Raw genomic sequence first — 21,883 nt, 5'->3', positions numbered from 1 at the left:
TATGAAAAAATATTTTTTATTTATTTTTTTATTCATTATGGTTTTATTTTTTTCTTCAAATTTTTCAAATATTTCTTATTCGGATAGAATTAAATTAGCTGTTGCTTATTATAAAGTTTCACAGTATTACTTTAGTGTTGGTGATCAAAAAAAGGGAAATGATTTCTTACAAGTTGCAAAATATCTTGACCCTGTTAATTACAACAAACCTTTACCTCAAAAAGATGTTTTAAAAAAATATACAAAGCAAGATTTTATTAATATCATTTTAAAAGTAAAAGAAAATATTGAGAAATTTAATAATAAAGAATTAGGCAACTATATTTCATATCCATGTTATAAAATAACAAACAATTTTGAAATTCTTGAAAAAGAAGATTTTAACAAAACTTTAGAATTCGTTTTTAATAAATATTCTAATCTATTTTCCGATAAAGAAGACAATTTTTCTATATTAAACTATAATGAACTTTCAGAAAAATATAATTTTATTCCTCTTATTTATCAAGAGGATGACATATTTGTTTTTATTAAAAAAGAAAATAATACTCTTCTCTTTATTCTTAGGGGTTTTGGACCAAATTATAAAATTGTAGGTATTAATTTTTAATATTAAGTTTATTGTTTTTTATATTTTTACTCTAAAAATAAATTCTTCAATAGATTATAATTTTCTATTAATTCTCTCTTTTTTGTGTTATCATTTTCTTGTTTTATTTTTTCTCTAAAAGATTTTTTCAAATCTTTTAGTGAGCAATTAATATTTAAATCAAAATACCTTAATAACTCGAAATATTTATCTTTATTAACTGAAAAATAGAAGTATGAATCAAGTATTTTTTCTATAGTTTTATTAGATACAAGAAAAAGATTATCGAAATTTGAATAATAGTCTCTTAAAGAATTTATAGCTGGAAGATTTGTTTTCTTCCTATAATGAAAAATGCAATTTCCATAAGAGTTTTCATCTATTTCTAATTTGCAAAAATCATTTCTATTATAATCAAAATCCAAACATTTATCCCCATTTTGAGGAATTTTTATAAGAAATATTTTTAATGGACTAAAATTTAAATAAAAATTAAATTTAGAATAAAAATAAAACTGTATAACAAATAAAATATTCATTATAATAAAATGTTTAAAAAAAAGAAACAGATTATCTTTTTCTATTTCATAATTATTTAATGTCTTTTTATCAAAAAAAATTTCTCTAAATAAGTCATAAAAAAGATCATTACAATTATTCAATAATTCTAACTCTCCAATTATATCAGAACTATTAAGAATGTATTTGAAAGTTTTTTTTTGGATCAAATTTAGAATTTCAATTATTTTATAATTCTTATTAATTTCTATACTTTTTATTTTTTAAAAATTATTATAATTTAATTAATAAATATTTAAATTAACTTAAATAACTTAATTCATTTGTTTTATAATAATACTAATCTTTTTTATAAACTCTATCTAAAGTTTGTTTAATTCTAGATAAAACTTTTTCTCTATTCAATGGTTTAACAATATAATTTTTTGCTCCAATAGTTAAAGCTTCTTTTACAAGATCTTCTCTACCAATGGCTGAAATCATAATAATACAAATATCAGGTTTTATTGATAATATTTTTTTTAAGGCTGTTATTCCATCTACTTTAGGCATAGTAATATCAAGAGTTACAAGATCTAATTTATTTATATATTTCTGAAATTTTTCTATAGCTTCTTCTCCATCTGCTGCAGTATCAATAACATTGTACCCCTCAGAAGTCAAAAATTGTTTTAATAATTTTAAAACAAACATTGAATCATCAGCAATTAAAACATTGTATGGAGTTCCGTCAGGTTTAAGTCCCTCTGGTTCTTTCTTATTTATAGATGGCAAAACTGAAAAATCATTGTTTTCTATATCAATTTGATTCATGGAATTCCTCCCGATTAAAATTTAATATAATTTTGTTAAAAATCAAATCTTTATATTAATATATTTTTTTTAATAAATTAATCTTTTATATTATTTAATATTTAACCCCATTATCAATTAGAATTTAATTATATTATCAATTAAATATTCAGTTGTGTTTTTAAATCAATTTAATTATTACATTAATCTTATTTTTATATTAATCTAAATCAATTTTAAATTTATTATAATTACTCTTTAATATTATTCAAAAATTCAGGAATTTCAATAAGCGATAAAACATTATCAAGTCCATTTAATTCAAAAGCAACTTTAGGCATTCCATAAACAATCGAAGTTTCAGCATCCTGCCCTATTGTATAAACTCCCTTTAACCTTAATTTTGAAATATAATAAGCACCATCTTTACCCATACCAGTCATAATAATAGCTATAAAATTAGTTGAATCCATCTCATAAAGAGTTTTAAAAAAATAATCAACAGAAGGTCTATGATTATTAACAGGTGGATCATCATTAATAAATATTTCATATTCATTATAAACTTTTTTTACTCCTAATTGCTTCCCTCCTGGAGCGATATATATAACATTTCTTTTTATTTTATCTTTGTCTGATGCTTCAACAACCTTATAATTTTGAACAATTTTATTCAAGGATTTTGCAAATTCACTAGTAAAAAATGGTGGCATATGTTGAATAATAATAATAGGAATATCAATTTTTAATAATGGTAATATTGTCCTTAAAGCTTCCGGACCTCCAGTTGAAATTCCTATAGCAATAAAATCTGGATTTTCAGGTATTTTATTTTTCTTGTGCTTTAATTGTTCAACTTCCTCTTTCTCAAGAATTTTTAAACTTGATCTATCAATTTTATTTCCCAAATAAGAAATAGATTCTTTTTTTAAATTAGTAGTATAATTTTCATTATCTATTTTTCTAATATCAGTACTCTTTTTATAAATATCTTTATATTTAAGAGCCCAATTTTTAATTTTTAAAATAATTTCTTCTTCTAAGTCTTTAATATTTAAACTAATTGAACCAGATGGCTTATGAATATAATCTTTAGCCCCCAATTCAAAAGCTTCCATTGTTACTTTTGATCCCTCTGATGTTAGAGAAGAGATAACTACAACAGGAGTTTCATCTTTCATTTTCATTTTTTCTTTTAAAAATTCTAAACCATTCATCTCTGGCATCTCAATATCGAGGGTTATTATATCCGGCTTTAGAGAAATAAGTTTTTGCAGTGCAAATTTACCATTTATAGCAGTAGAAACAATTTCCATTTCTGGATCACTACTTATTATCTCAGATAATAGTTTTCGCATTACAGCAGAATCATCAACTACTAAAACTTTAATTTTTTCTTTCATAAAACCTTTAAAAGCTATAAAAATTTATTTAAATTATTTCCTTTCATCTTTAATATAGCATATTGCATTTTCTACTTTTCTAAATTTAAATTTCGTATTCATTCCAAAAAGAGATTCCGAATGACCAAGAAACAAGTATCCATAATCTCTTAAAAGATTATAAAACTTAGTTACAACATCATGTTGAGTTTTTTGGTCAAAATATATAATGACATTTCTACAAAATATTATATCTAGATCATTATATGGAAAATCATGCTTTAAATTATGATAATCAAATTTGATCATTTTTTTTAGCTCATCAATAATTCTATATCCATCTCCTACTTTTTGAAAATATTTATTTAAATAATTCTGAGGAACATCTTTAACTTTTTCTTCACTATAAAAGCCTTCCTTTGCTATGAGTAGACTTTTTAATGATATATCAGAAGCTACTATTTTAACCTCAATCCCAGAGTTAAAACCTAATTCTTCTGCAAATATCATTGCTATAGTATATGGTTCTTCTCCTGAGGAACAACCAGCAGACCATATTCTTATATTATTAATTCCATTTTCTTTATTTCTTTTAACTATTTCTTTTATAACTACATTTTTTAATGCATCAAATTGTGGTTCATTTCTAAAAAATTTTGTTAAATTTGTAGTAACTTTATCAAGAAAATTTCTAACTTCTGCTTCATCTTTTAGTAAAATATTATAGTATTCTTTTAAACTTGAATATTTATTTTTCAACATTATCTCATATAATCTATTTTCTAAAACTGCCTTATTTATATCTGAAAAATATATCCCTGATTTTTCATATATAAAATCTTTAAATATTTTGAAATCCTCTTCAGTTAGAACAAATTCCATATTATCTCCACTAATAATTTACCTTAATTAATATAAAAAATATTAATTAAAAATTTTTGTAAAGTTAAATTTTATTCAATAATTTCTATATAAAAATTATTAATATATTTTATATTAAATGTCAAATGATAATTTAAATTAAGATTTTTTATAAATAATTTAGCTTATTTTTTAATTAATTGTATTATTTTTTAATTAATATATATTTTTCTAAAAATATTAAAAAGAGTATTTTATGGTTAAAATAGTTCATTTAAAAGATATCTATAATTTATACGGTTTTGATTTAAACGGTAATTTCTTTAATTTTTCAAACTGTGATATAATTCTAATAAATGGAAAATATTACTATTTATTTTTAGAAGATATATTTGAAAAAAAAATTACTAAAGAAAAATTTAATTTTTCGAATAATTTTATTATTTATTATTCTAATTATGAAAAAGAAAACTTAATAGAAAAAATATTAAATACTTTAATTCAAAATGAAAAGATTCAAAATTATAAATTAGAAGTAATAGATTGTAATCAAAAGACTTTAACACCATCATTTGTCGATCCACATACACATGCTATCTTTCATGGCTCAAGAGAAAAAGAATTTTTCTTGAGAAATCAAGGGATCTCTTATCTTGAAATAGCTAAAATGGGCGGTGGAATAAGTTATTCTGTAAAGCTAACAAGAGAAGCTTCTGAAGAAATTTTACTTAAAAACCTTTTACAAAGAATCTTTAAATTTTCCCAATTTGGTGTTTCTCATATAGAAATAAAATCTGGTTATGGACTAACTAAAAATGATGAAATAAAAATTCTTAAAATTATTAATAAAGCAAAAGAATATACAAATATTCAAATATTTCCAACATGTCTTGCAGCTCATGATTATCCTCCAGAATATAAATTTGATTATCCTGAAAAAAAATACTTATGGGTTGAAACTATTATCAATGAAATAATACCTGAGGTCAAAAGTAAAAACTTAGCTATATTTTTTGATATTTTTTCTGAAGAAAAAGTTTTTGATTTAAAAAATACAGAGAGAATTCTTACAAAAGCAAAAGAGGTAGGATTTAAACTTAAAATACACTCTGATGAGCTTTCAAACATAGGTGCTACAGAACTTGCTTGTCAATTAGGAGCAGTTAGTGCTGATCATTTACTAAAAATTTCTGAAAAAGGACTAGAAGAAATAAAAAAATCTAAAACTATTCCTGTTCTTTTACCTGGAACAGCTTTTTATTTAAACGAACCTTTTGCACCATTTGACAAATTTAAAGAAAAAGGAATTGAAGTAGCAATTGGGTCTGATTTTAATCCAGGTACAAACTGTACAGAAAATATTTTATTAATCTATACAATTTCTGCTATTAAACTTAAAATGAATGCTATGGAAATACTTAAAGCATCAACATATACATCTTCAAAAGCAATTGATTTAGAAGATAATGAAAATGTTGGTATTATTAATAAAGGCAAGGATGCTTTTATTAATATTTTTAATGCCCCAAATTTAGAATATATTTATTATCATTGGGGAATAAATCATCTGCATAAAAGTTTAATAAAAGGGGAAGATCCATTTATAAAATATGAATGACAATATTAATTATTATCTTCAAAAAATATATGATATTTTTAATTATAACTTTAATTTTAACAATTTTGAAATAAAAAAATTTGAAAATTTATATTTTGATTTTAATAAATTTAAAGATATTGACATTAAAGAATTATTCATAATTGTATGTGAATTAACTAAAAAACAGAATCTTTTTGTAAATGTTGATTCTAATCAATTAAATAAAATAGATAATATTATATTTATTGGGGATATTCATGGGGACCTATTTTCATTGTTAAAAATTATTTTAAAATATTTAAATAATTCTAATCTTTTAGTATTTCTTGGTGATTATGTAGATAGGGGGAAATACTCAGCTGAAGTAATAATACTTATTGTATTGTTAAAGATATTATATCCAGAAAATATTATTTTACTTGCTGGTAACCATGAAATATACCATATAATATCTTTTTGGCCTTCTGATTTCTGGTTTTCCGAATTTGCTTATAAATATAACGAATATATTACCAATTTTTTTGATTCCCTCTCAATTTGTGGAAGATATGAAAAAATACTTTTTTTACACGGGATACCCTACTTTTTTAAAGATTTAAATGATTTTGAAGAAAATATTAATAAATGCAATAAAATCTCAGATATTTTCTATAAAAATAAGAATATTATAAAATATATTCTTTGGGGAGACATAAAACCCAAAGAATTAAAAAATTTTATTAAAAGAGCAGATTTCTTTTATGAGGAAGAAGAATATATAAAAATAAAATCTCAATTAAATTTTGATTATTTAATAAGAGGTCACCAACCAGATGTAAAAGGTTTTACTTTTAATAAAAGCTGTATTACATTAATTACTTCAGAATTTTATAATTTTTCAGGTTTATTAAAAGGAAATTTGATATTAAATTTAAATAAAAACAAAAAAATAATAGAGGAAAAAGATATTATTTATTTATAATCACTAATTAAAATAAAATATGATTAAGAAATTTTAATGCATATATATCTGAAATAAAATAAATGAGTATTTATTAAAATATTAATAAAAATAAAAAATTAACAATAATAAAAAATTAAATAAATATTGCAATTGTCCCTAAAATAGATATTAAAATAAAAATTAATACTACCTTATTTATCTTTTTTTTCATGATAAAATATTCCATTGGTACAACAAAAGCAGGAGACAAATTTGTAAGCACTGATGTTAATCCTATTGAAATTTTCTTTATAGAATAAAGAGCTGCAGATACGCCAAGAACAGGCCCGACTAAAGCTCCAAATGAAATCAAAAAAACAGATTTCTTATCTTTCATCTTTAAAAAATCATTCTTTAACTCCTTTTTAATTAAAGAATATAAATTTATTCCAACAAATCCACCAATTAATCTATAAAAATTAGTTTCAAATGGGCCAACATTGCTGTTAAAAGAATATTTAGCAAAAACAGAACCAAGAGATTGAATAAAAGCACCACCAACAGCTAACAAAAATCCAATAAAATATTCTTCTTTTTTTATTTTTTGATCACTTATGTTTTCTTCTTTACTATTGTTATCAAAATATATAACACCAATAATTCCTATTATAACGAAAAATGAACCAATAATTTGTTTGATGTTAAAAATGTCCTTAAATAGAAGATAACCAAATATAATATTAAATACTGGAGTCAAAGTTAAAGTTATAAGAGTATTTTTTGGTCCAATTAAAACAAAAGCTTCAAAAATTAACAAATCAGCTAAAAAAAACCCTAAAAAACCAGAAAGTAAGGAATATAAATAAAAACTAATCTGGTTTGTAGGAATTGGAATAAAGCTTTTTAAAAAAATCAAATTAAAAATAATAGAAAATGGTATAGAAAACCATAATCTAATATTTGCAACAGTTTTAGAACCAACTCTTTCTCCTGCTAAAGTATAAACTATTGAGTTGTGTGCCCAACAAATACTTGAGAATAAAGCTGAAATAAGAGCTAAAATCATTAACTTTCCTTATCTAATTATTTTTTTAAATACTTCATTTTTATCTATTTTATTTTTATTATAATTATTACTTTAAATGAAAGTTATATCAATTAAATAAAATCTATAAATAAATTCTTATAAAAAAATATTTTTAGTTAAATATCATTTTAATTTTTTTTTCAATTTTTTAATTAAGAAAATTTAATTAATAAAAAATTTGACAATTTTAATACTTTGTATTACTTTTTTTTGATTAATAATATTATGGAAATTAAAAATAATAAAAGGAATAAAATTAACAAAAAAAATTATATTATATCTTTAAAAATTGACAAAAACCTATATGAAAGATTATCTTTTATAGAAGATAAATCTAATTTTATTAGAATTGCCATATTAAAAGCATTGGAAAATGTTTGTCCATTATGCAATGGTAGCGGTGTTTTAAATGAAAACCAAAAAAAACATGTTGAAGAACTTTTAATTAATCATGAAATTTTAAAATGTAATAAATGTGGAGAAATTTTCATAAAATGTAAAAAAAGTAAATAAAATTAATTATTTTTTAATAATTAAAAAATTTTTAAATCTTATAACAAAATATTAATTAATTTTTTATGATTGGTTTTTTAATCAATAAAAATAAATTAATATAAATTTATAAAATCTTAAATATGCTAAAGGAAAATGTTTTTTTGTCAAAATTAATTATTACTATATTTATAATACTAATTTTTTTTTCCTATATTTCTTGCAATAAAAAGTTTACTCAAGGCAATAAAATTATTTACACATCAATTGAACCCATTAAATACTTAATAGATTTTATTTCAAATAATAAAATTGAAGTAAAGACAATAATAAATAAAAATTTCGAACCCCATACTTTTGAAGTTTTACCAAAGGATTTGGAAAAATTAGCTCAAGCTTCCGTGTATCTTTCAACAAATCTTCCTTTTGAAACCATAATTATTGAAAAAATAAAAAGAACAAACTCAAATCTCTTAATATATAATATTTCAGAAGGAATTGAATTAATAGAAAATATTGATCATGAAACTGATAATAAAAATGAAAATTCAACAAAAAACAATACAAATAAAAAATTTAATCAAAATAATAATAAAAATTATGAACAATTCGATATTCATATCTGGGTAAGCTTAATTAATTTGAAAATAATTCTTAAAAACATTTATGAATTTATTAAAAATAATTATCCTGATTTACAAAAAATTGCTAAAGAAAACTCTGATAATTTAATTTTAAAAATAGATAATTATATTGATTTATTTAATAAAATAATAAAAGAGAAGAATATTAAATTTATACTCGTCTACCACCCTATATTAACTTATTTTTCAAAAGATTTTAATATAAAACAAATATTAGTTGAAATTGAAGGAAAAGAACCTACATTAAAAGATTTAAATTATCTCTTTAAAATTGCTAGAATGAATAACATTAAAGTATTTATAACAAGTCCACACTTTCCAACTTCATATGAAGGAGTCTTTAAAAAAGAATTAAATTTAAAAATCGAACAGATTAACATTCTTAATTATAATATATTTGAAACATTTGATAATCTATATAGAATTTTTCAGGTATATTACTAAATAAAAGATAAGATAAAATTAAATTAAAATATGAATAAAAAATATTTATTAATTGAATTTAGTAATGTTTACTATTATTTTTCTAAATATGATGAGTATCCAATACTTGAAGATATTTCCTTTAATATATTTAAAGATGATTTCATTTCTATTATAGGACCAAATGGAAGTGGTAAAACAACCCTTGCCAAATTGTTCCTTGGTATTTATAAGCCATCAAGTGGTTCTATCAAATATTTTAGGGATAATAATTTAGTTAATGATATAAATATTTCTTATGTTCCACAATTTTTAAACTATGATCCACTATATCCGATACTTGCAATTGATATAGTTCTGTCAGGAAGATTAAAAAAAAAGAAATTTGTTAATTTTTACAAAAAAGATGATATAGAATTTGCTTATCAAATTTTGAAGGAATTAAAAATTGAAAATTTAGCAAAAAAATCTTTTAAGGAATTATCAGGAGGGCAAAAACAAAAAATTTTGATTGCAAGAGCTTTAGCCTCTAAATCTGAAGTTATAATACTAGATGAGCCAACATCCAATTTAGATAGAGAAACACAAATTTTTATATATGAAAAACTTCAAAAACTAAAAGAACAAAATACTATTATTTTAATTTCTCATGATATTGATATTGTACCTGAAATATCTGATAAAATTTTTTGTTTAAATAGAAAACTAATAATGCATCAAGCAAAAAATATTAACCTAAATAATAATGATTTACTAAATTTTATAAGTAAAGATTTTTATAATTGTAATATAAAAAAAGTTGATCACAAATCTTCGTCTAATTAAATAAAAAAGGGCAATTAATGTTAAAATTTATTCTCAATAATTTAACATTATTTCAATTCTTTGCTGATTTTTTTGATGCACTAACAAATTATAATTTTTTGCAATATAGTTTCTTTTCTTTATTTTTTGTCTCCCTTCTTTCTTCAACAATAGGAACATATACGGTAATTAATAGACAAACATATATTGCAGGAGCTATATCTCATGGAGTTCTTGGAGGTATTGGATTATTTAACTATATTTATAAATTGACTTCCTATGAAATTTTCAATCCTTTTAATGGTGGTTTACTTTTTACAATTATTTATTCAATAATTATTGAAAGATTAATTAATAAAAAAAATGAAAGGGTTGACTCAATATTAAGTATTATATGGTCACTTGGAATGGCAGTAGGTATTTTTTTTATTTTCCTTACTCCTGGTTACAATCAAGAAATACAAAAATATCTTTTTGGTAACATTTTACTTTTAGATAAAAATAGTTTTTACCTGCTTATTTTTATTACTCTATTTATAATAATTTTTTTTGCACTTTTTTTTAATATTTTATTTATTTTTGGTTTTGATGAAGAACTCCTTAAGATAAAAAAAATAAAAGTTTCTTTGCTAAGATTTTTAGTTATATTATCAATTTCATTAACAGTTTTTCTTTTAATACAAATAGTTGGAATACTTCTAATCATAGCATTATTTACTTTACCCGCTATGATTGCATTAAACCTTAATAAGAATTTGAAAAATGTTATTATTATTTCTTTTATTGTTAATATTTTTGCCTCATATATATCTTTGTTTTTTAGTTATAACCTAAATTTACCATTTACTCCAATATTTATTATTTTTATGAGTATTTTATATTTTATAAGTTTATTATTTAAAAATTAATTTTTTGTATTATAATTTCTATAGAAAGTATTAGATAATTATCTTATATTTTATAATTAAAATAAATTTTTAGAAAGTTAAATGTGTTATGAAAATAATAGGTTATAATAATTTATATTCATCAATTCTTATTAATAATCTATTATCTAATAATAATAAATACAAGAATCTACATAATACCAATGGTAATTCAATCATAAACGAAAATAATTCTTTAAATAAAACTTCACCACTTGAAGATTTTTTACAAAAAGCATCGTTTTTCTATCTTACCAAAGCAGAAAATTCTCAAAATATTCCATCAAAAGTTACAAATCTTAATAAAGCATACTCATATTCTTTTTCATTTGAAAATATTAGTCAAAAAATTGATTTAAAAATACCATATGAAGACATTTTAGGATGAAAAAATCTATTGTAAATAAAAAAGCTATAATAAATAAAAATAAATATTTATATGGACATCCATGGATATTTGAAGGGGCTATTCTATCATATAATCCTTCAAAGCCCCAAACAGGAGAACTAATTCACATTTTTGATAATTCGAATAATTTCATAGGTACAGGTTTTTATAATGAAAACAGTGATATAAGAATAAGAGTTATATCAAATTCTAAAATTGATATTCTAGATAAATCATTTTTTAATAATATTTTTAATAATGCTTTTAAATTAAGAGAAAATTTATTTAAGAAGAATATTAATGAACTATCATGTCGAATATTTTATTCTGAGTCTGATGGATTTTCAGGATTAACTATTGATAAATATAATAACTATTTGGTAATACAAATTACATCTCTTTTGTCATTTTCATATTTAAAAATAATCATTGAGGTTTTAATAGAATTTTTTTCACCTGAAATTATTATAATTAAAAATGAAACTCATATCAAAAAACAAGAGGGACTCTTTTTCGAAGATGAAATCCTGATTAACAATAAACATTTAATAAATAATGAAATTGTTAGCTTAAAAAATTATCTTGAATATTACAATAATAAAAGTTATATAAAAATTAATAAAAATAAAATTGAAAACAAAGAAATAGAAAATTTAATTAATAACTTTTATACAATAATTGAAGAAAACGAAATAAAATATAAAATCAATTTTAGTAGTACACAAAAGACAGGTTTTTATTATGATCAGAGAAATAATAGATTTAAAGTTTCAAAATATGCAGAAGGAAAAAATGTTCTTGATTTTTTTTGTTATACTGGAGGATTTGGTTTTAATTGTATTAAAGGTGGAGCTAAAAAAGTATTAAGTATTGATTGCTCTGAAGAAGCTATAAAAACTGCAAAAGAAAATAAAATATTAAACAAATTTCAAAATATTGATTTCTATGTAGAAGATTACTTTAAATTTACCAAAAATGAAATCTCAAAACAAAATAAATATGATTTAATAATATTAGACCCTCCAAAACTTACTCATTCCAATAAAAAAATTAAGGAAGCAATTAAAGGATATATTGATATTAATTATCTTGCTTTTAATCTTCTCTCTAATAAATCTTTTTTAATTACATCAAGTTGTACAGGTCGTATTTCACTTGAATACTTTATTGATGCAGTAATGACTGCAGCCAAGAAAGCTAATAGAATTGCAAAAATTATAGATGTAGGCTATCAGAGTGAAGATCATCCTATCTTGATTTATGCAAGAGAAACTCATTACTTAAAATGTCTATTTCTTTATGTTGATTAAATAAATATATATCTATATAAAAAATTTCCTTTAAACATTGTATTAACTTAATTTTTATTTAAATTTTTAAATTGAAATCTTCAGAATAAAATTTATCAAATTCCCTTTCTAATAAAAAAATTTTAATACCATATTCATTTTTTAACCTTAAAATAATATTTTCAAGCATAAACAAATATTCATCATAATTATCTTTACTTTGAAAAACAGAAATAAACTTCTCCAAATTATAGAGGTTAATATTTTTCATTTTATTAAAAATAATTTCAAAATTAGGTTTATATATCTCCTTTAAGTTAATAATTTCTATATTTATTTTTATTTTCTTAATAATTTCTTCAAATTTTACATTTTTAATTCTTTCAACAAAACAATTAAAATCAAAACCAATACTCTTTATTAAAAGAAAAAAATTTTTAAATATAATATCTTTATCTTCAAATGGTCCAATATTTTTTAAAGATTTTTCAAATCTATTATTTAATTCTAAATAAGGAATAAAATTGTTTTTAAATAAAAATAAATAAAAAATTAATTCCTCAACAAATTTTTTTAAATCACAAAAAAATGGGAAAAATGGTCCATAATGTATATATATATCAATATCATAAAACAAAACTATAAAATATGTTAAAAATCTCATAATTTTAGAATAAGACCTTTCATAATTATTTATTATGATATCATCATTTATTGTAAAACAAATTCTGTTGTAAATATTATATGAAAATATATTTAAATCTTTTAATAATAAAGGAGATTTTGTCATCAAAAAGAATGGTAAGTTTTTTTTTCTTATTTGATCAATTATTTTTCTTGTAGAATTCATAATCAGTTCAACAGGTTGATATGGATCACATGATGATCCAATAATAATTCTATTTGAAATTTTACTATTTAAATTTTCAATTTTCTCTTTTTCTGACTTTTTTTCTTTTAATATCAAATTTAACTCTTTTTCTAAAATTTTATCAACATTTTCCTTAACAAAAACAAAATTACCCCACTTATTCTTTTCTTTTATGTTTTTCATATTAATAACATAGCAATATTTACAACCAAATGAACAGCCTTTATAAGGATTAATTGTATAATCTCCTATAGTTTTAATAGAGGTAGCACTAATTAATTTATTAATTATCAAATTCTTGATTTTCACAAAACTTAAATTATATTAAAAAAAAAATAATAAAAGTGATTTATATCATGTTTAATAAAAACAAAGAAAAAGAAATAAAATTAAAGTATGAACAGATAAAAGAAAGATATAAAGAATTTGAGAAACTTTTTGGAAAAGAGTGTTTTAATTATGAAGCTTTTGAAAATAGATATATAAATGCTTTAACAAATAAAATAGATTTAGAAATATTTTTTAAAGCTGAAGAGGAAGCTTTAGAGCAAAAATACTTAATGTGTTTAGAAAAACAAAAAAAAGAAAAAAACAAAGAAAATAGTTTTACAAAAAAAGCAGAAAATATTCTGGAAGAATATGATCAAAGGTTAAAAAAATATCCCTACAACAATTTTTACGATGGTGCTCACTATGATTTAAAATACTTATATGGAGCATTAATACTTTTTTACAACCACCTTTTCCCATATTTGGAAACTATATTTAATATTAAAAATACAAGCAAAGAGGTCTATAAGGAATTTGAAAAATTTTACACTTATTTCAATTATTACTGTTATAGTAAAGAAGGATTTTTATCTAAACAATTCCAAGATATAGTTTCTACTATAAAACACTCAAATGATAAAGATGTTGAAAGAATAAGAATTCATACTTTTGTTGAAACAGGGAAAATATTTAACGAACTTCTTTTTTTTATAAACAACAATAAAACAAAAATAAGTAAGGATTTATTAAAAATAAAGATAATTGATCCTATTTTAGTAAAAGCTTTTAAAACTCAAGAAGTTTATACAATGCAACTTTTAGAATTTATTATTAATTGGATTAAAAACTTTTTGCATGATTTTAGGATTAGCGAATTTAAATAAAAAATTTTACAAAAGGGCAAACGAATGGGAAAAAAATTTAAAGGAATTTCAGCTTCACCTGGACTTGTAATTGGTAAAGCTTTTTTATATCTTGAAGATGTTTTTTCAATACCAAAATATGATATAGAAAATATTGAGTATGAAAAATATAGATTTTTTAAGGCTATTGAAAAAACAAAACAAGAAATAAAAGATATAGAAGAATCATTGAATAATTCTTTATCTGGAGATAAAAAAGATATATATAAATCCCTCCTTATGATGCTTGATGATAAAGTTATAATAGACATGATTATTAAAGAACTTGAAAATACTCAAAAAAATATAGAATGGGTTTTATATACTGTATTAAATGAAATTATCTCTAAATTTAAAAATATCGAAAGTTCTATTTTTTCTGAAAGAACTGAAGATATATCAGCTATTGGCAAAAGATTAATGAGAAATCTACTCAAAAAATCACATCCATCTTTAGAATCATTAAAAGAAGAATCTATACTTTTCTGCAGAACTCTATCTCCAACTGATGCTGCACTATTAAAGAAAGATTATATTTTAGGAATTGTTACAGAAATTGGTGGAGAAGCATCACATATGGCTATAATGGCTAGAGCTTTAAATATACCTACAGTTCTTGGTGTTGAGTTTATTACATCTGAAATTAAAAATGGAGATATAGTTATTCTTAATAGTTCTAAAGGTGAAATAATAATAAATCCATCAGAAGAAGAACTTGAAGAAGCTTATTTTCTTAAAAAGAAGTTATTTGAATTTGAACAAAGTATCAAAATATTTAGAGATAGAGTTCCTATTACACTTGATGGTAGAAAAATAGAGATACTTTCAAATATTGAAATACTTGAAGAATTACAACTAGTAAAAGAAAATGGTAGTTCAGGGATAGGACTTTTTAGATCTGAGTTTTTAGTTTTAGAAAATAACAGTTTTCCTGATGAAGAATATCAATACAAAAAATATAAACAAATATTTGACTTCTTTTCTAAAGAAACTAAAGTAATAATAAGAACCCTTGACCTTGGTGGAGATAAAGTTATTCCAGGATATAATACCCCATTTGAAAAAAACCCATTTTTGGGTTGGAGAGCAATAAGATTTTGCCTTGAAAGATTAGAAATATTTAAAACTCAATTAAGAGCAATTTTGAGAGCAGGCTATTATTCAAAAAATCTCTATATCATGATTCCAATGATTACTAACATAGAAGAGGTCATTGAAGCAAAAAAAATTATTAAAGAAGTTTTAGAAACTTTAAGAAAACAAAATATTGAGCACACCGAAAAATATAAATTTGGAATAATGGTTGAAGTTCCTTCAATAATCTTTAATTTAGATAACTTTGCCAAAGAGTGCGATTTTTTTTCTATAGGAACTAACGACCTTATCCAATATCTTCTTGCATGTGATAGGGGAAATGAAAAGGTTGCATATCTATTTAAATATTCAAATCCTGCAGTAATAAAAGCACTAAAAATCATAATAGATGCTGCACATAGAAATAACATTGAAATTTCGATGTGTGGAGAAATGGCTTCAGATGTTAAATCCGTTCCAATTTTAATAGGACTTGGATTAAAAAATTTTTCAATATCTCCTATATATACTAATGAGTTAAAAAAAATAATTTGTTCAATTAGATACGAAGATTGTAAAAAACTTGTCGAAACAATTCTTCAAAAAAAATATATATCTGAAGTTGAGGAAGAAATTAATAAATTTTTTTCAAAATATTTACCAGATTTAATAATATAAAACTGCTTTTTAAAAATATCATAATAAATTTTTTTAATTTTCAAGAAACATAAAAAAATTTATAATATGGAATAATATGTTTAGTGTTGTAATAACTGGAAGATTTAATGTAGGAAAATCCACTCTTTTTAATTCATTAGTAGGTAAAAGAATTGCAGTTGAATCTGATAAACCTGGAACTACAAGAGATTATATAGAAGCTTATATTGATATAGAAGGTTATAAAATTAAACTTATAGATACTGGTGGTTTTGAATTTAATTCAAAAGATCCACTTTATAATGAAGTTAAAAATAAAACATTAAAAGTTATTAAAAATGCCAGTCTCATACTATTTGTAGTCGATCGACATAATATTATAGAAGAAGACATAAACTATTTAAAGATTATTAAAAAACTAAAAAAAGATTATATTTTAATATTGAATAAAGCTGATAAAAAGGCAGATGAAATACCTGATAAAGAGATTTTCAGTTTGGGAGTAAAAAATTTTATTTTTGTATCATCTATAAACAAATACAATATTGATTTAATTGAAGAAGAGATATTAAAATTCATAAAGAAATCATCCTATACTATTTTCTATGAAAAAGATAATAAGGATACTGAAATAAAAGTAGTAATATTAGGTAGGCCAAATGTTGGAAAATCATCTTTTTTTAACTCTATCATAAACGATCAAAGAACAATAGTTTCAGAAATACCAGGAACAACTGTTGATTCTATTGAAGAAACAATCTCTTTTGAAGGCTTAAAAATAAAATTTATAGATACTGCAGGAATAAGAAGAAAAAAAAGTATTAAAGAAAATGTTGAATTTTACTCAATACAAAGAGCATTCGATTCTGTTGATAGAGCTGATATTGTTTTATTAATGGTTGATTATCCTGATCTTATAAAAAAGCAAGATAAAAAAATTGCAGATTATATAATAAAAAAAGGAAAACCTTTTATATTAATTGTAAATAAAATAGACTTATTTGAAGGTAATGTTGATGATTTAGAAGATGAAATAGATTATCTATTTCCCCATATTAAATTTGTAAAAAGGTTTTTTATAAGTGCAAAAGAAAAAAGAGGAATTGGGAAAATCTTTAAATATATTAAAGATCTTTATGGTCGATTAAATCAAGATTATAAAACATCAGAGTTAAACAAATATATTGAAAATTGTAAAAATACAAAACAAATATTGATAGGGAAATCTTATTTGAATCTTTTATATTCAGTGGTTGTATCAAAATTTCCTCTAACTTTTCTTATATTTGTTAATAAAAATCCTAAAGACATTCCCTCTTACTATACCGATTTTTTAATAAATAGATTAAGAAAAGAATTTAATCTAGAATCTATACCTGTTAAAATAAAATATAAAAAAAGAGAATAAAAAAAATTTTATAAAATCAAATTAATCAAAAGGGAGAAAAAATATGTTTTTACAATTTACTTTGCTATTTATATGTATTATTTTTTCTTATCTAATAGGGGCTATTCCAACTGGTTATATTATTGGTAAGATTAAAGGGATAGATATCAGGAAGGAAGGTTCTGGAAATATTGGAGCAACAAATACATTAAGAGTTTTAGGACCTATATTTGGAGCGATTGTACTATTTATTGATATATCAAAGAGTTTCTTAACTTTAATAATTTTAAAAAATATCTATCTATTGATAAATATCAATTTAGTACCACAAAACTACTTTTTAATATTATGTGCATTTTTTATTTTAATAGGTAATATTTTTAATCCATTTCTTAAGTTTAAGGGTGGTAAAGGTGTTGCGACTACAGTCGGCATTTTTCTTTTCTTAAACTCGTTTATAGTTTTAATTGGTTTATTAATTTTTGTTTTAACTGTAATTTTAACTAAATATGTCTCTCTAGGATCTATTATTTCATCCTTTGCTGTTTCTTTACTTTCTATTTTTTTATTTAAAGATATTTTTTTAATAATCTTTACTTTTTTAGTTTTTTTTATAATATTATGGAGACATAAAGAAAATATAAAAAGACTAATTAATGGAAAAGAAAACAAGATAAAATTTAGTAAAAAATGAAGCAGTTTGAAAATGAAAAAATTTATTATTCTATAAAAGAAGTTTGTGATTTATTGGATATAAAACCTTATACTTTAAGAAATTGGGAGAATTTTATACCTTTCTTATCTCCAAAAAAAAACAGATTTGGTCATAGAATATATTCAAAGATTGATATTGAAAAAATAGAGATCGTTAAAAAATTGCTATATGAAAAAAAGTATACTTTTAAAGGGGTTCTTGATTTATTTATAAAATATAATGGAGATATAACTAAATTTAACATAGGTGAGACTAATATTGATAAAAAAATAACAAATTTTAAGATAAATAAAAATAAAGTTGAATTATGGAATGATATAATCATTTCTGCAAACAATATTAAAAAACTTCTTGACAAAAAAATTTAAATTTTTATATTTCTTCCGTAAAGCCGAGATAGCTCAGTCGGTAGAGCAAAGGACTGAAAATCCTTGTGTCGGCGGTTCGATTCCACCTCTCGGCATTTATAGCAGGGGTTAATCCCCTGCTTTTTTTATTTAAATAAATTTTTTTTATATAAATTAAATAAACTTTTTATCATTTTTTAATAATATGTCTGGTTGTAAATAATTTAAAGTAAGCTATATTAATTTAGGAGATTTCTTTATATGCTTTTTGAAGAAATTAGCTGTGAACTTATAAAAAAAGCTATATCTATATATATCGAAATTGCTTATAACAATAAAGAAATAAATAATCCAGAAGTTAAAAAGAAGGTTAAAGATATTTTTGAAAGTAATGATAAAAATGCAATTCTTTCTTTTTTTAAACTCGAAATTATTAATAACTGCCCTTCCTATAAATTACAGATTGGATCAACAAATTATCCATTTATGAAACTTGTTATTGAAAAATTTTTTTCAACTGATCACTATGGTTTTTATGTTGATAGACACTCTGAATTCCTTGCAACAGATTCAAATTCTCCAACTTTTAATAAAGAACTAGCAATAAAAGAAGAAACAAAAGAACTAAAATTAAAAATAGAATCGGAGTTTGAAAAAAATGGAATTCCTACATATAGATTATTGATAAAAAATTATATCAAAAATTCACAAAATAATATTCAGAATAAATTAAGCCAATTAAATAGAACAATTTTACTTGTTGAAGATGATATAGATATAAATGAAATGCATGCTTTAGAATTAAAATTGTTGGGATATAATGTTGATCAAGTTTATGATGGATACTCTGCTATAAAAAATATAGAAAATAAATACTATGACTTAGTTTTACTAGACCTCATGATGGCTGGAATTTCTGGACAAGAAGTTATTAAATTATTAAATAAAGAGGTAGATATAATAGTTCTTTCTGCTTTAAATGATGAATATACAAAAAACAAATGTTTAAAACTTGGAGCTAAAGATTATCTTGTTAAACCAATTCCAAAAAAAATATTAGCAGAAAAATTAGAATTATTTTTTAAAAAAAAATATCAAGTACAATAATTAAAAATATAAATTTTAAATAAATAAAAGGAATAAATCCTATGTGTGGAATTGTCGGGTATATAGGTTTTAATAATTGCAAAGATATTTTGATTGAGGGACTTAAAAAATTAGAGTATAGAGGTTATGATTCAGCTGGAATTGCAATGATCTCTTCTAAAAATATTATTGTAGTTAAAGAAAAAGGAAAAGTTTCAACACTTGAAAATCTTTTAGAAAATAACTATTTAGATTATAAGGTTGGAATTGCCCATACTAGATGGGCAACTCATGGAGAACCTTCAAAAATTAATTCTCATCCACAAATAGACTGTACTGGTGATATTGCACTTGTGCATAATGGAATAATTGAAAATTACTCGAGTCTAAAAAAATATTTACAAAACAAAGGCCATAAATTTGTTTCAGAAACTGACACAGAGATTTTTGCACATCTAATTGAAGAAAATTACCAAACAACAAAAAACATGATTGATGCAATAGTTCTTTCAATGAAAGAAGTTGTTGGTTCATATGCTTTTGCAATTATTTCAAAATATGAACCAGATAAAATATTTGCCTGTAAAAAAGGTTCCCCTCTTATTATTGGAAAAGGCAAAGATGAAATGTTTTTAGCTTCTGATATAGCTGCAATTATAAAATATACAAAAGATATTATATATGTGGAAGAAGAAGAAATTGTTATATTAACAAAAGATAGTTTTGCTTTTTATGATATAAATAAATCTAGGATAAATAAAAATATACAAAAAGTTTTAATGGATATTTCAGAAATAGAAAAAGGTGGTTTTCCACATTATATGCTAAAAGAAATATATGAACAACCACAAACAATTGAAAATGCAATAAGAGGAAGAATTGACCTTGAAAACTCAAATGCAAGACTAGATGGACTCGATTCTAATATTGAAAGAATTAAAAAATGTAATAGGATTATCCTCTCTGGTTGTGGGACTTCATGGCATGCTGCTTTAATAGGCAAATATTATATAGAAAACTTTGCAAGAATACCAACAGAAGTTGAATATGCTTCAGAATTTAGGTATAGAAATCCAGTTTTAAATGAAAATACACTAACTTTTTTTATATCACAATCAGGAGAAACAGCAGATACAATTGCAGCATTAAGAGAGGCTAAAAGAAAAGGATCTCTTGCTCTTGGAATATGTAATGTTGTTAATTCAACGATTGCAAGAGAAACTGATGGTGGTGTTTATTTACATGCTGGCCCTGAAATTGGTGTAGCTTCTACAAAAGCATTTACTTCACAAATTACTGTGCTTTTCCTAATATCAATACTTCTTGGAAGGCTTAATAATCTTTCATTTGAAGAATCATATTCTTATCTTGAAGAACTAAAAAATTTACCAAACAAAGTAAATGAAACTTTAAAATATGCTTCACTTATTGAAGATATTGCAAATAAAATTGCAAATAGTAGCAATGCAATTTTTTTAGGTAGAGGTGTAAATTTCCCTGTTGCACTTGAAGGTGCATTAAAGCTTAAAGAAATATCCTATATCCATGCAGAAGGTTATCCTGCTGCTGAAATGAAACATGGCCCTATAGCCTTAATAGATGAAAATATGCCTGTAATTTTTATAGCAACCCAAGATCCATTATACGAAAAAATAATTTCAAATATTGAAGAAGTTAAAGCAAGAAAAGGACAACTAATAATTATTTGCAATGAAAATGATGATAAATTAAGAAAATATACAGACTTTATAATTCCTGTCCCTAAAACTTTACCTTTACTTTCCCCTATTGTTAATGTTATACCATTACAACTACTTTCTTATTGTACAGCTGTTAAAAGAGGATGTAATGTAGAT

The 21,883-nt window shown here is 22.2% G+C and carries 22 protein-coding genes and 1 tRNA gene; 17 read left to right on the top strand and 6 right to left on the bottom strand.

Features of this window, described 5'->3' with window-relative positions:
- Position 1 precedes the first annotated feature (1 nt).
- Positions 2–610, top strand: a complete 609-nt coding sequence (locus tag N3A58_07590; GenBank protein ID MCX8059261.1) for a hypothetical protein — start codon at positions 2–4, stop codon at positions 608–610.
- A 26-nt stretch (positions 611–636) separates the two neighbouring features.
- Here the strand turns inward: N3A58_07590 and N3A58_07585 are convergent, their stop codons facing one another.
- From N3A58_07585 to N3A58_07570, 4 genes are all read right to left on the bottom strand, one after another.
- Positions 637–1,317 carry a hypothetical protein gene (locus tag N3A58_07585; GenBank protein MCX8059260.1) on the bottom strand — a complete coding sequence of 227 codons (681 nt, stop codon included), beginning with the start codon at positions 1,315–1,317 and terminating at the stop codon, positions 637–639.
- 130 nt (positions 1,318–1,447) lie between these two features.
- Positions 1,448–1,921 carry a response regulator gene (locus N3A58_07580; GenBank protein ID MCX8059259.1) on the bottom strand — a complete coding sequence of 158 codons (474 nt, stop codon included), beginning with the start codon at positions 1,919–1,921 and terminating at the stop codon, positions 1,448–1,450.
- 230 nt (positions 1,922–2,151) lie between these two features.
- Positions 2,152–3,303, bottom strand: a complete 1,152-nt coding sequence (gene cheB, locus N3A58_07575; protein MCX8059258.1) for a chemotaxis-specific protein-glutamate methyltransferase CheB — start codon at positions 3,301–3,303, stop codon at positions 2,152–2,154.
- 33 nt (positions 3,304–3,336) lie between these two features.
- Positions 3,337–4,164: a protein-glutamate O-methyltransferase gene (locus tag N3A58_07570; GenBank protein MCX8059257.1), complete on the bottom strand. Its 828-nt coding sequence runs from the start codon at positions 4,162–4,164 to the stop codon at positions 3,337–3,339.
- Positions 4,165–4,399: 235 nt separating this feature from the next.
- On the opposite strand from N3A58_07570, the gene hutI reads away from it, so the two are divergent.
- A complete protein-coding gene (gene hutI, locus N3A58_07565; GenBank protein ID MCX8059256.1) occupies positions 4,400–5,761 on the top strand; it encodes an imidazolonepropionase in 1,362 nt (453 codons plus the stop codon).
- Positions 5,754–6,704, top strand: coding sequence for a serine/threonine protein phosphatase (locus N3A58_07560; protein MCX8059255.1), 951 nt, complete (start codon positions 5,754–5,756; stop codon positions 6,702–6,704). The genes hutI and N3A58_07560 overlap by 8 nt, the downstream gene beginning before the upstream one ends.
- 115 nt (positions 6,705–6,819) lie before the next feature.
- On the opposite strand, the gene N3A58_07555 is transcribed toward N3A58_07560, so the two are convergent.
- A complete protein-coding gene (locus N3A58_07555) occupies positions 6,820–7,731 on the bottom strand; it encodes a DMT family transporter (protein ID MCX8059254.1) in 912 nt (303 codons plus the stop codon).
- Positions 7,732–7,977: 246 nt separating this feature from the next.
- Between N3A58_07555 and N3A58_07550 the strand changes: the two genes are divergently transcribed.
- The 6 genes from N3A58_07550 (at position 7,978) to N3A58_07525 (ending at position 12,739) form a co-directional block, all read left to right on the top strand.
- Positions 7,978–8,265, top strand: a complete 288-nt coding sequence (locus N3A58_07550; protein MCX8059253.1) for a CopG family transcriptional regulator — start codon at positions 7,978–7,980, stop codon at positions 8,263–8,265.
- A 143-nt stretch (positions 8,266–8,408) separates the two neighbouring features.
- Complete coding sequence (locus N3A58_07545; GenBank protein MCX8059252.1) at positions 8,409–9,332, top strand: zinc ABC transporter substrate-binding protein; 924 nt, start codon at positions 8,409–8,411, stop codon at positions 9,330–9,332.
- A 30-nt stretch (positions 9,333–9,362) separates the two neighbouring features.
- Positions 9,363–10,136 carry an ABC transporter ATP-binding protein gene (locus N3A58_07540; protein ID MCX8059251.1) on the top strand — a complete coding sequence of 258 codons (774 nt, stop codon included), beginning with the start codon at positions 9,363–9,365 and terminating at the stop codon, positions 10,134–10,136.
- A gap of 17 nt (positions 10,137–10,153) precedes the next feature.
- Positions 10,154–11,023 (top strand): metal ABC transporter permease, encoded by an 870-nt coding sequence (locus N3A58_07535; GenBank protein ID MCX8059250.1) that lies wholly within the window; start codon positions 10,154–10,156, stop codon positions 11,021–11,023.
- Positions 11,024–11,111: 88 nt separating this feature from the next.
- Positions 11,112–11,429, top strand: a complete 318-nt coding sequence (locus N3A58_07530) for a hypothetical protein (GenBank protein ID MCX8059249.1) — start codon at positions 11,112–11,114, stop codon at positions 11,427–11,429.
- Positions 11,426–12,739 (top strand): class I SAM-dependent rRNA methyltransferase, encoded by a 1,314-nt coding sequence (locus N3A58_07525; GenBank protein MCX8059248.1) that lies wholly within the window; start codon positions 11,426–11,428, stop codon positions 12,737–12,739. Before N3A58_07530 ends, N3A58_07525 begins: the two co-directional genes overlap by 4 nt.
- A gap of 58 nt (positions 12,740–12,797) precedes the next feature.
- Here the strand turns inward: N3A58_07525 and N3A58_07520 are convergent, their stop codons facing one another.
- Entirely contained in the window at positions 12,798–13,898 is a 1,101-nt protein-coding gene (locus tag N3A58_07520) for a hypothetical protein (GenBank protein ID MCX8059247.1), read from the bottom strand.
- A gap of 47 nt (positions 13,899–13,945) precedes the next feature.
- Between N3A58_07520 and N3A58_07515 the strand changes: the two genes are divergently transcribed.
- From N3A58_07515 to glmS, 8 genes are all read left to right on the top strand, one after another.
- The gene (locus N3A58_07515; protein MCX8059246.1) at positions 13,946–14,743 is read left to right on the top strand and encodes a hypothetical protein; all 798 of its coding nucleotides are present in this window, start codon (positions 13,946–13,948) and stop codon (positions 14,741–14,743) included.
- Between the two features lie 24 nt (positions 14,744–14,767).
- Entirely contained in the window at positions 14,768–16,513 is a 1,746-nt protein-coding gene (gene ptsP / locus N3A58_07510) for a phosphoenolpyruvate--protein phosphotransferase (GenBank protein ID MCX8059245.1), read from the top strand.
- A gap of 76 nt (positions 16,514–16,589) precedes the next feature.
- Positions 16,590–17,900 (top strand): ribosome biogenesis GTPase Der, encoded by a 1,311-nt coding sequence (gene der, locus N3A58_07505; GenBank protein MCX8059244.1) that lies wholly within the window; start codon positions 16,590–16,592, stop codon positions 17,898–17,900.
- A gap of 43 nt (positions 17,901–17,943) precedes the next feature.
- On the top strand, positions 17,944–18,573 hold the full coding sequence (gene plsY / locus N3A58_07500; protein MCX8059243.1) for a glycerol-3-phosphate 1-O-acyltransferase PlsY: 630 nt from the start codon (positions 17,944–17,946) through the stop codon (positions 18,571–18,573).
- On the top strand, positions 18,570–18,962 hold the full coding sequence (locus tag N3A58_07495; protein ID MCX8059242.1) for a MerR family transcriptional regulator: 393 nt from the start codon (positions 18,570–18,572) through the stop codon (positions 18,960–18,962). The genes plsY and N3A58_07495 overlap by 4 nt, the downstream gene beginning before the upstream one ends.
- 22 nt (positions 18,963–18,984) lie before the next feature.
- A tRNA-Phe gene (locus tag N3A58_07490) sits at positions 18,985–19,057 on the top strand.
- 145 nt (positions 19,058–19,202) lie between these two features.
- The gene (locus N3A58_07485) at positions 19,203–20,048 is read left to right on the top strand and encodes a response regulator (protein MCX8059241.1); all 846 of its coding nucleotides are present in this window, start codon (positions 19,203–19,205) and stop codon (positions 20,046–20,048) included.
- Between the two features lie 41 nt (positions 20,049–20,089).
- A partial coding sequence (gene glmS, locus N3A58_07480; GenBank protein MCX8059240.1) for a glutamine--fructose-6-phosphate transaminase (isomerizing) occupies positions 20,090–21,883 on the top strand: 1,794 nt, incomplete at its 3' end.

The organism is Spirochaetota bacterium, assembly GCA_026415295.1.
Taxonomy (GTDB): domain Bacteria; phylum Spirochaetota; class JAAYUW01; order JAAYUW01; family JAOAHJ01; genus JAOAHJ01.
This window is presented reverse-complemented; position numbering and strand designations above follow the sequence as displayed.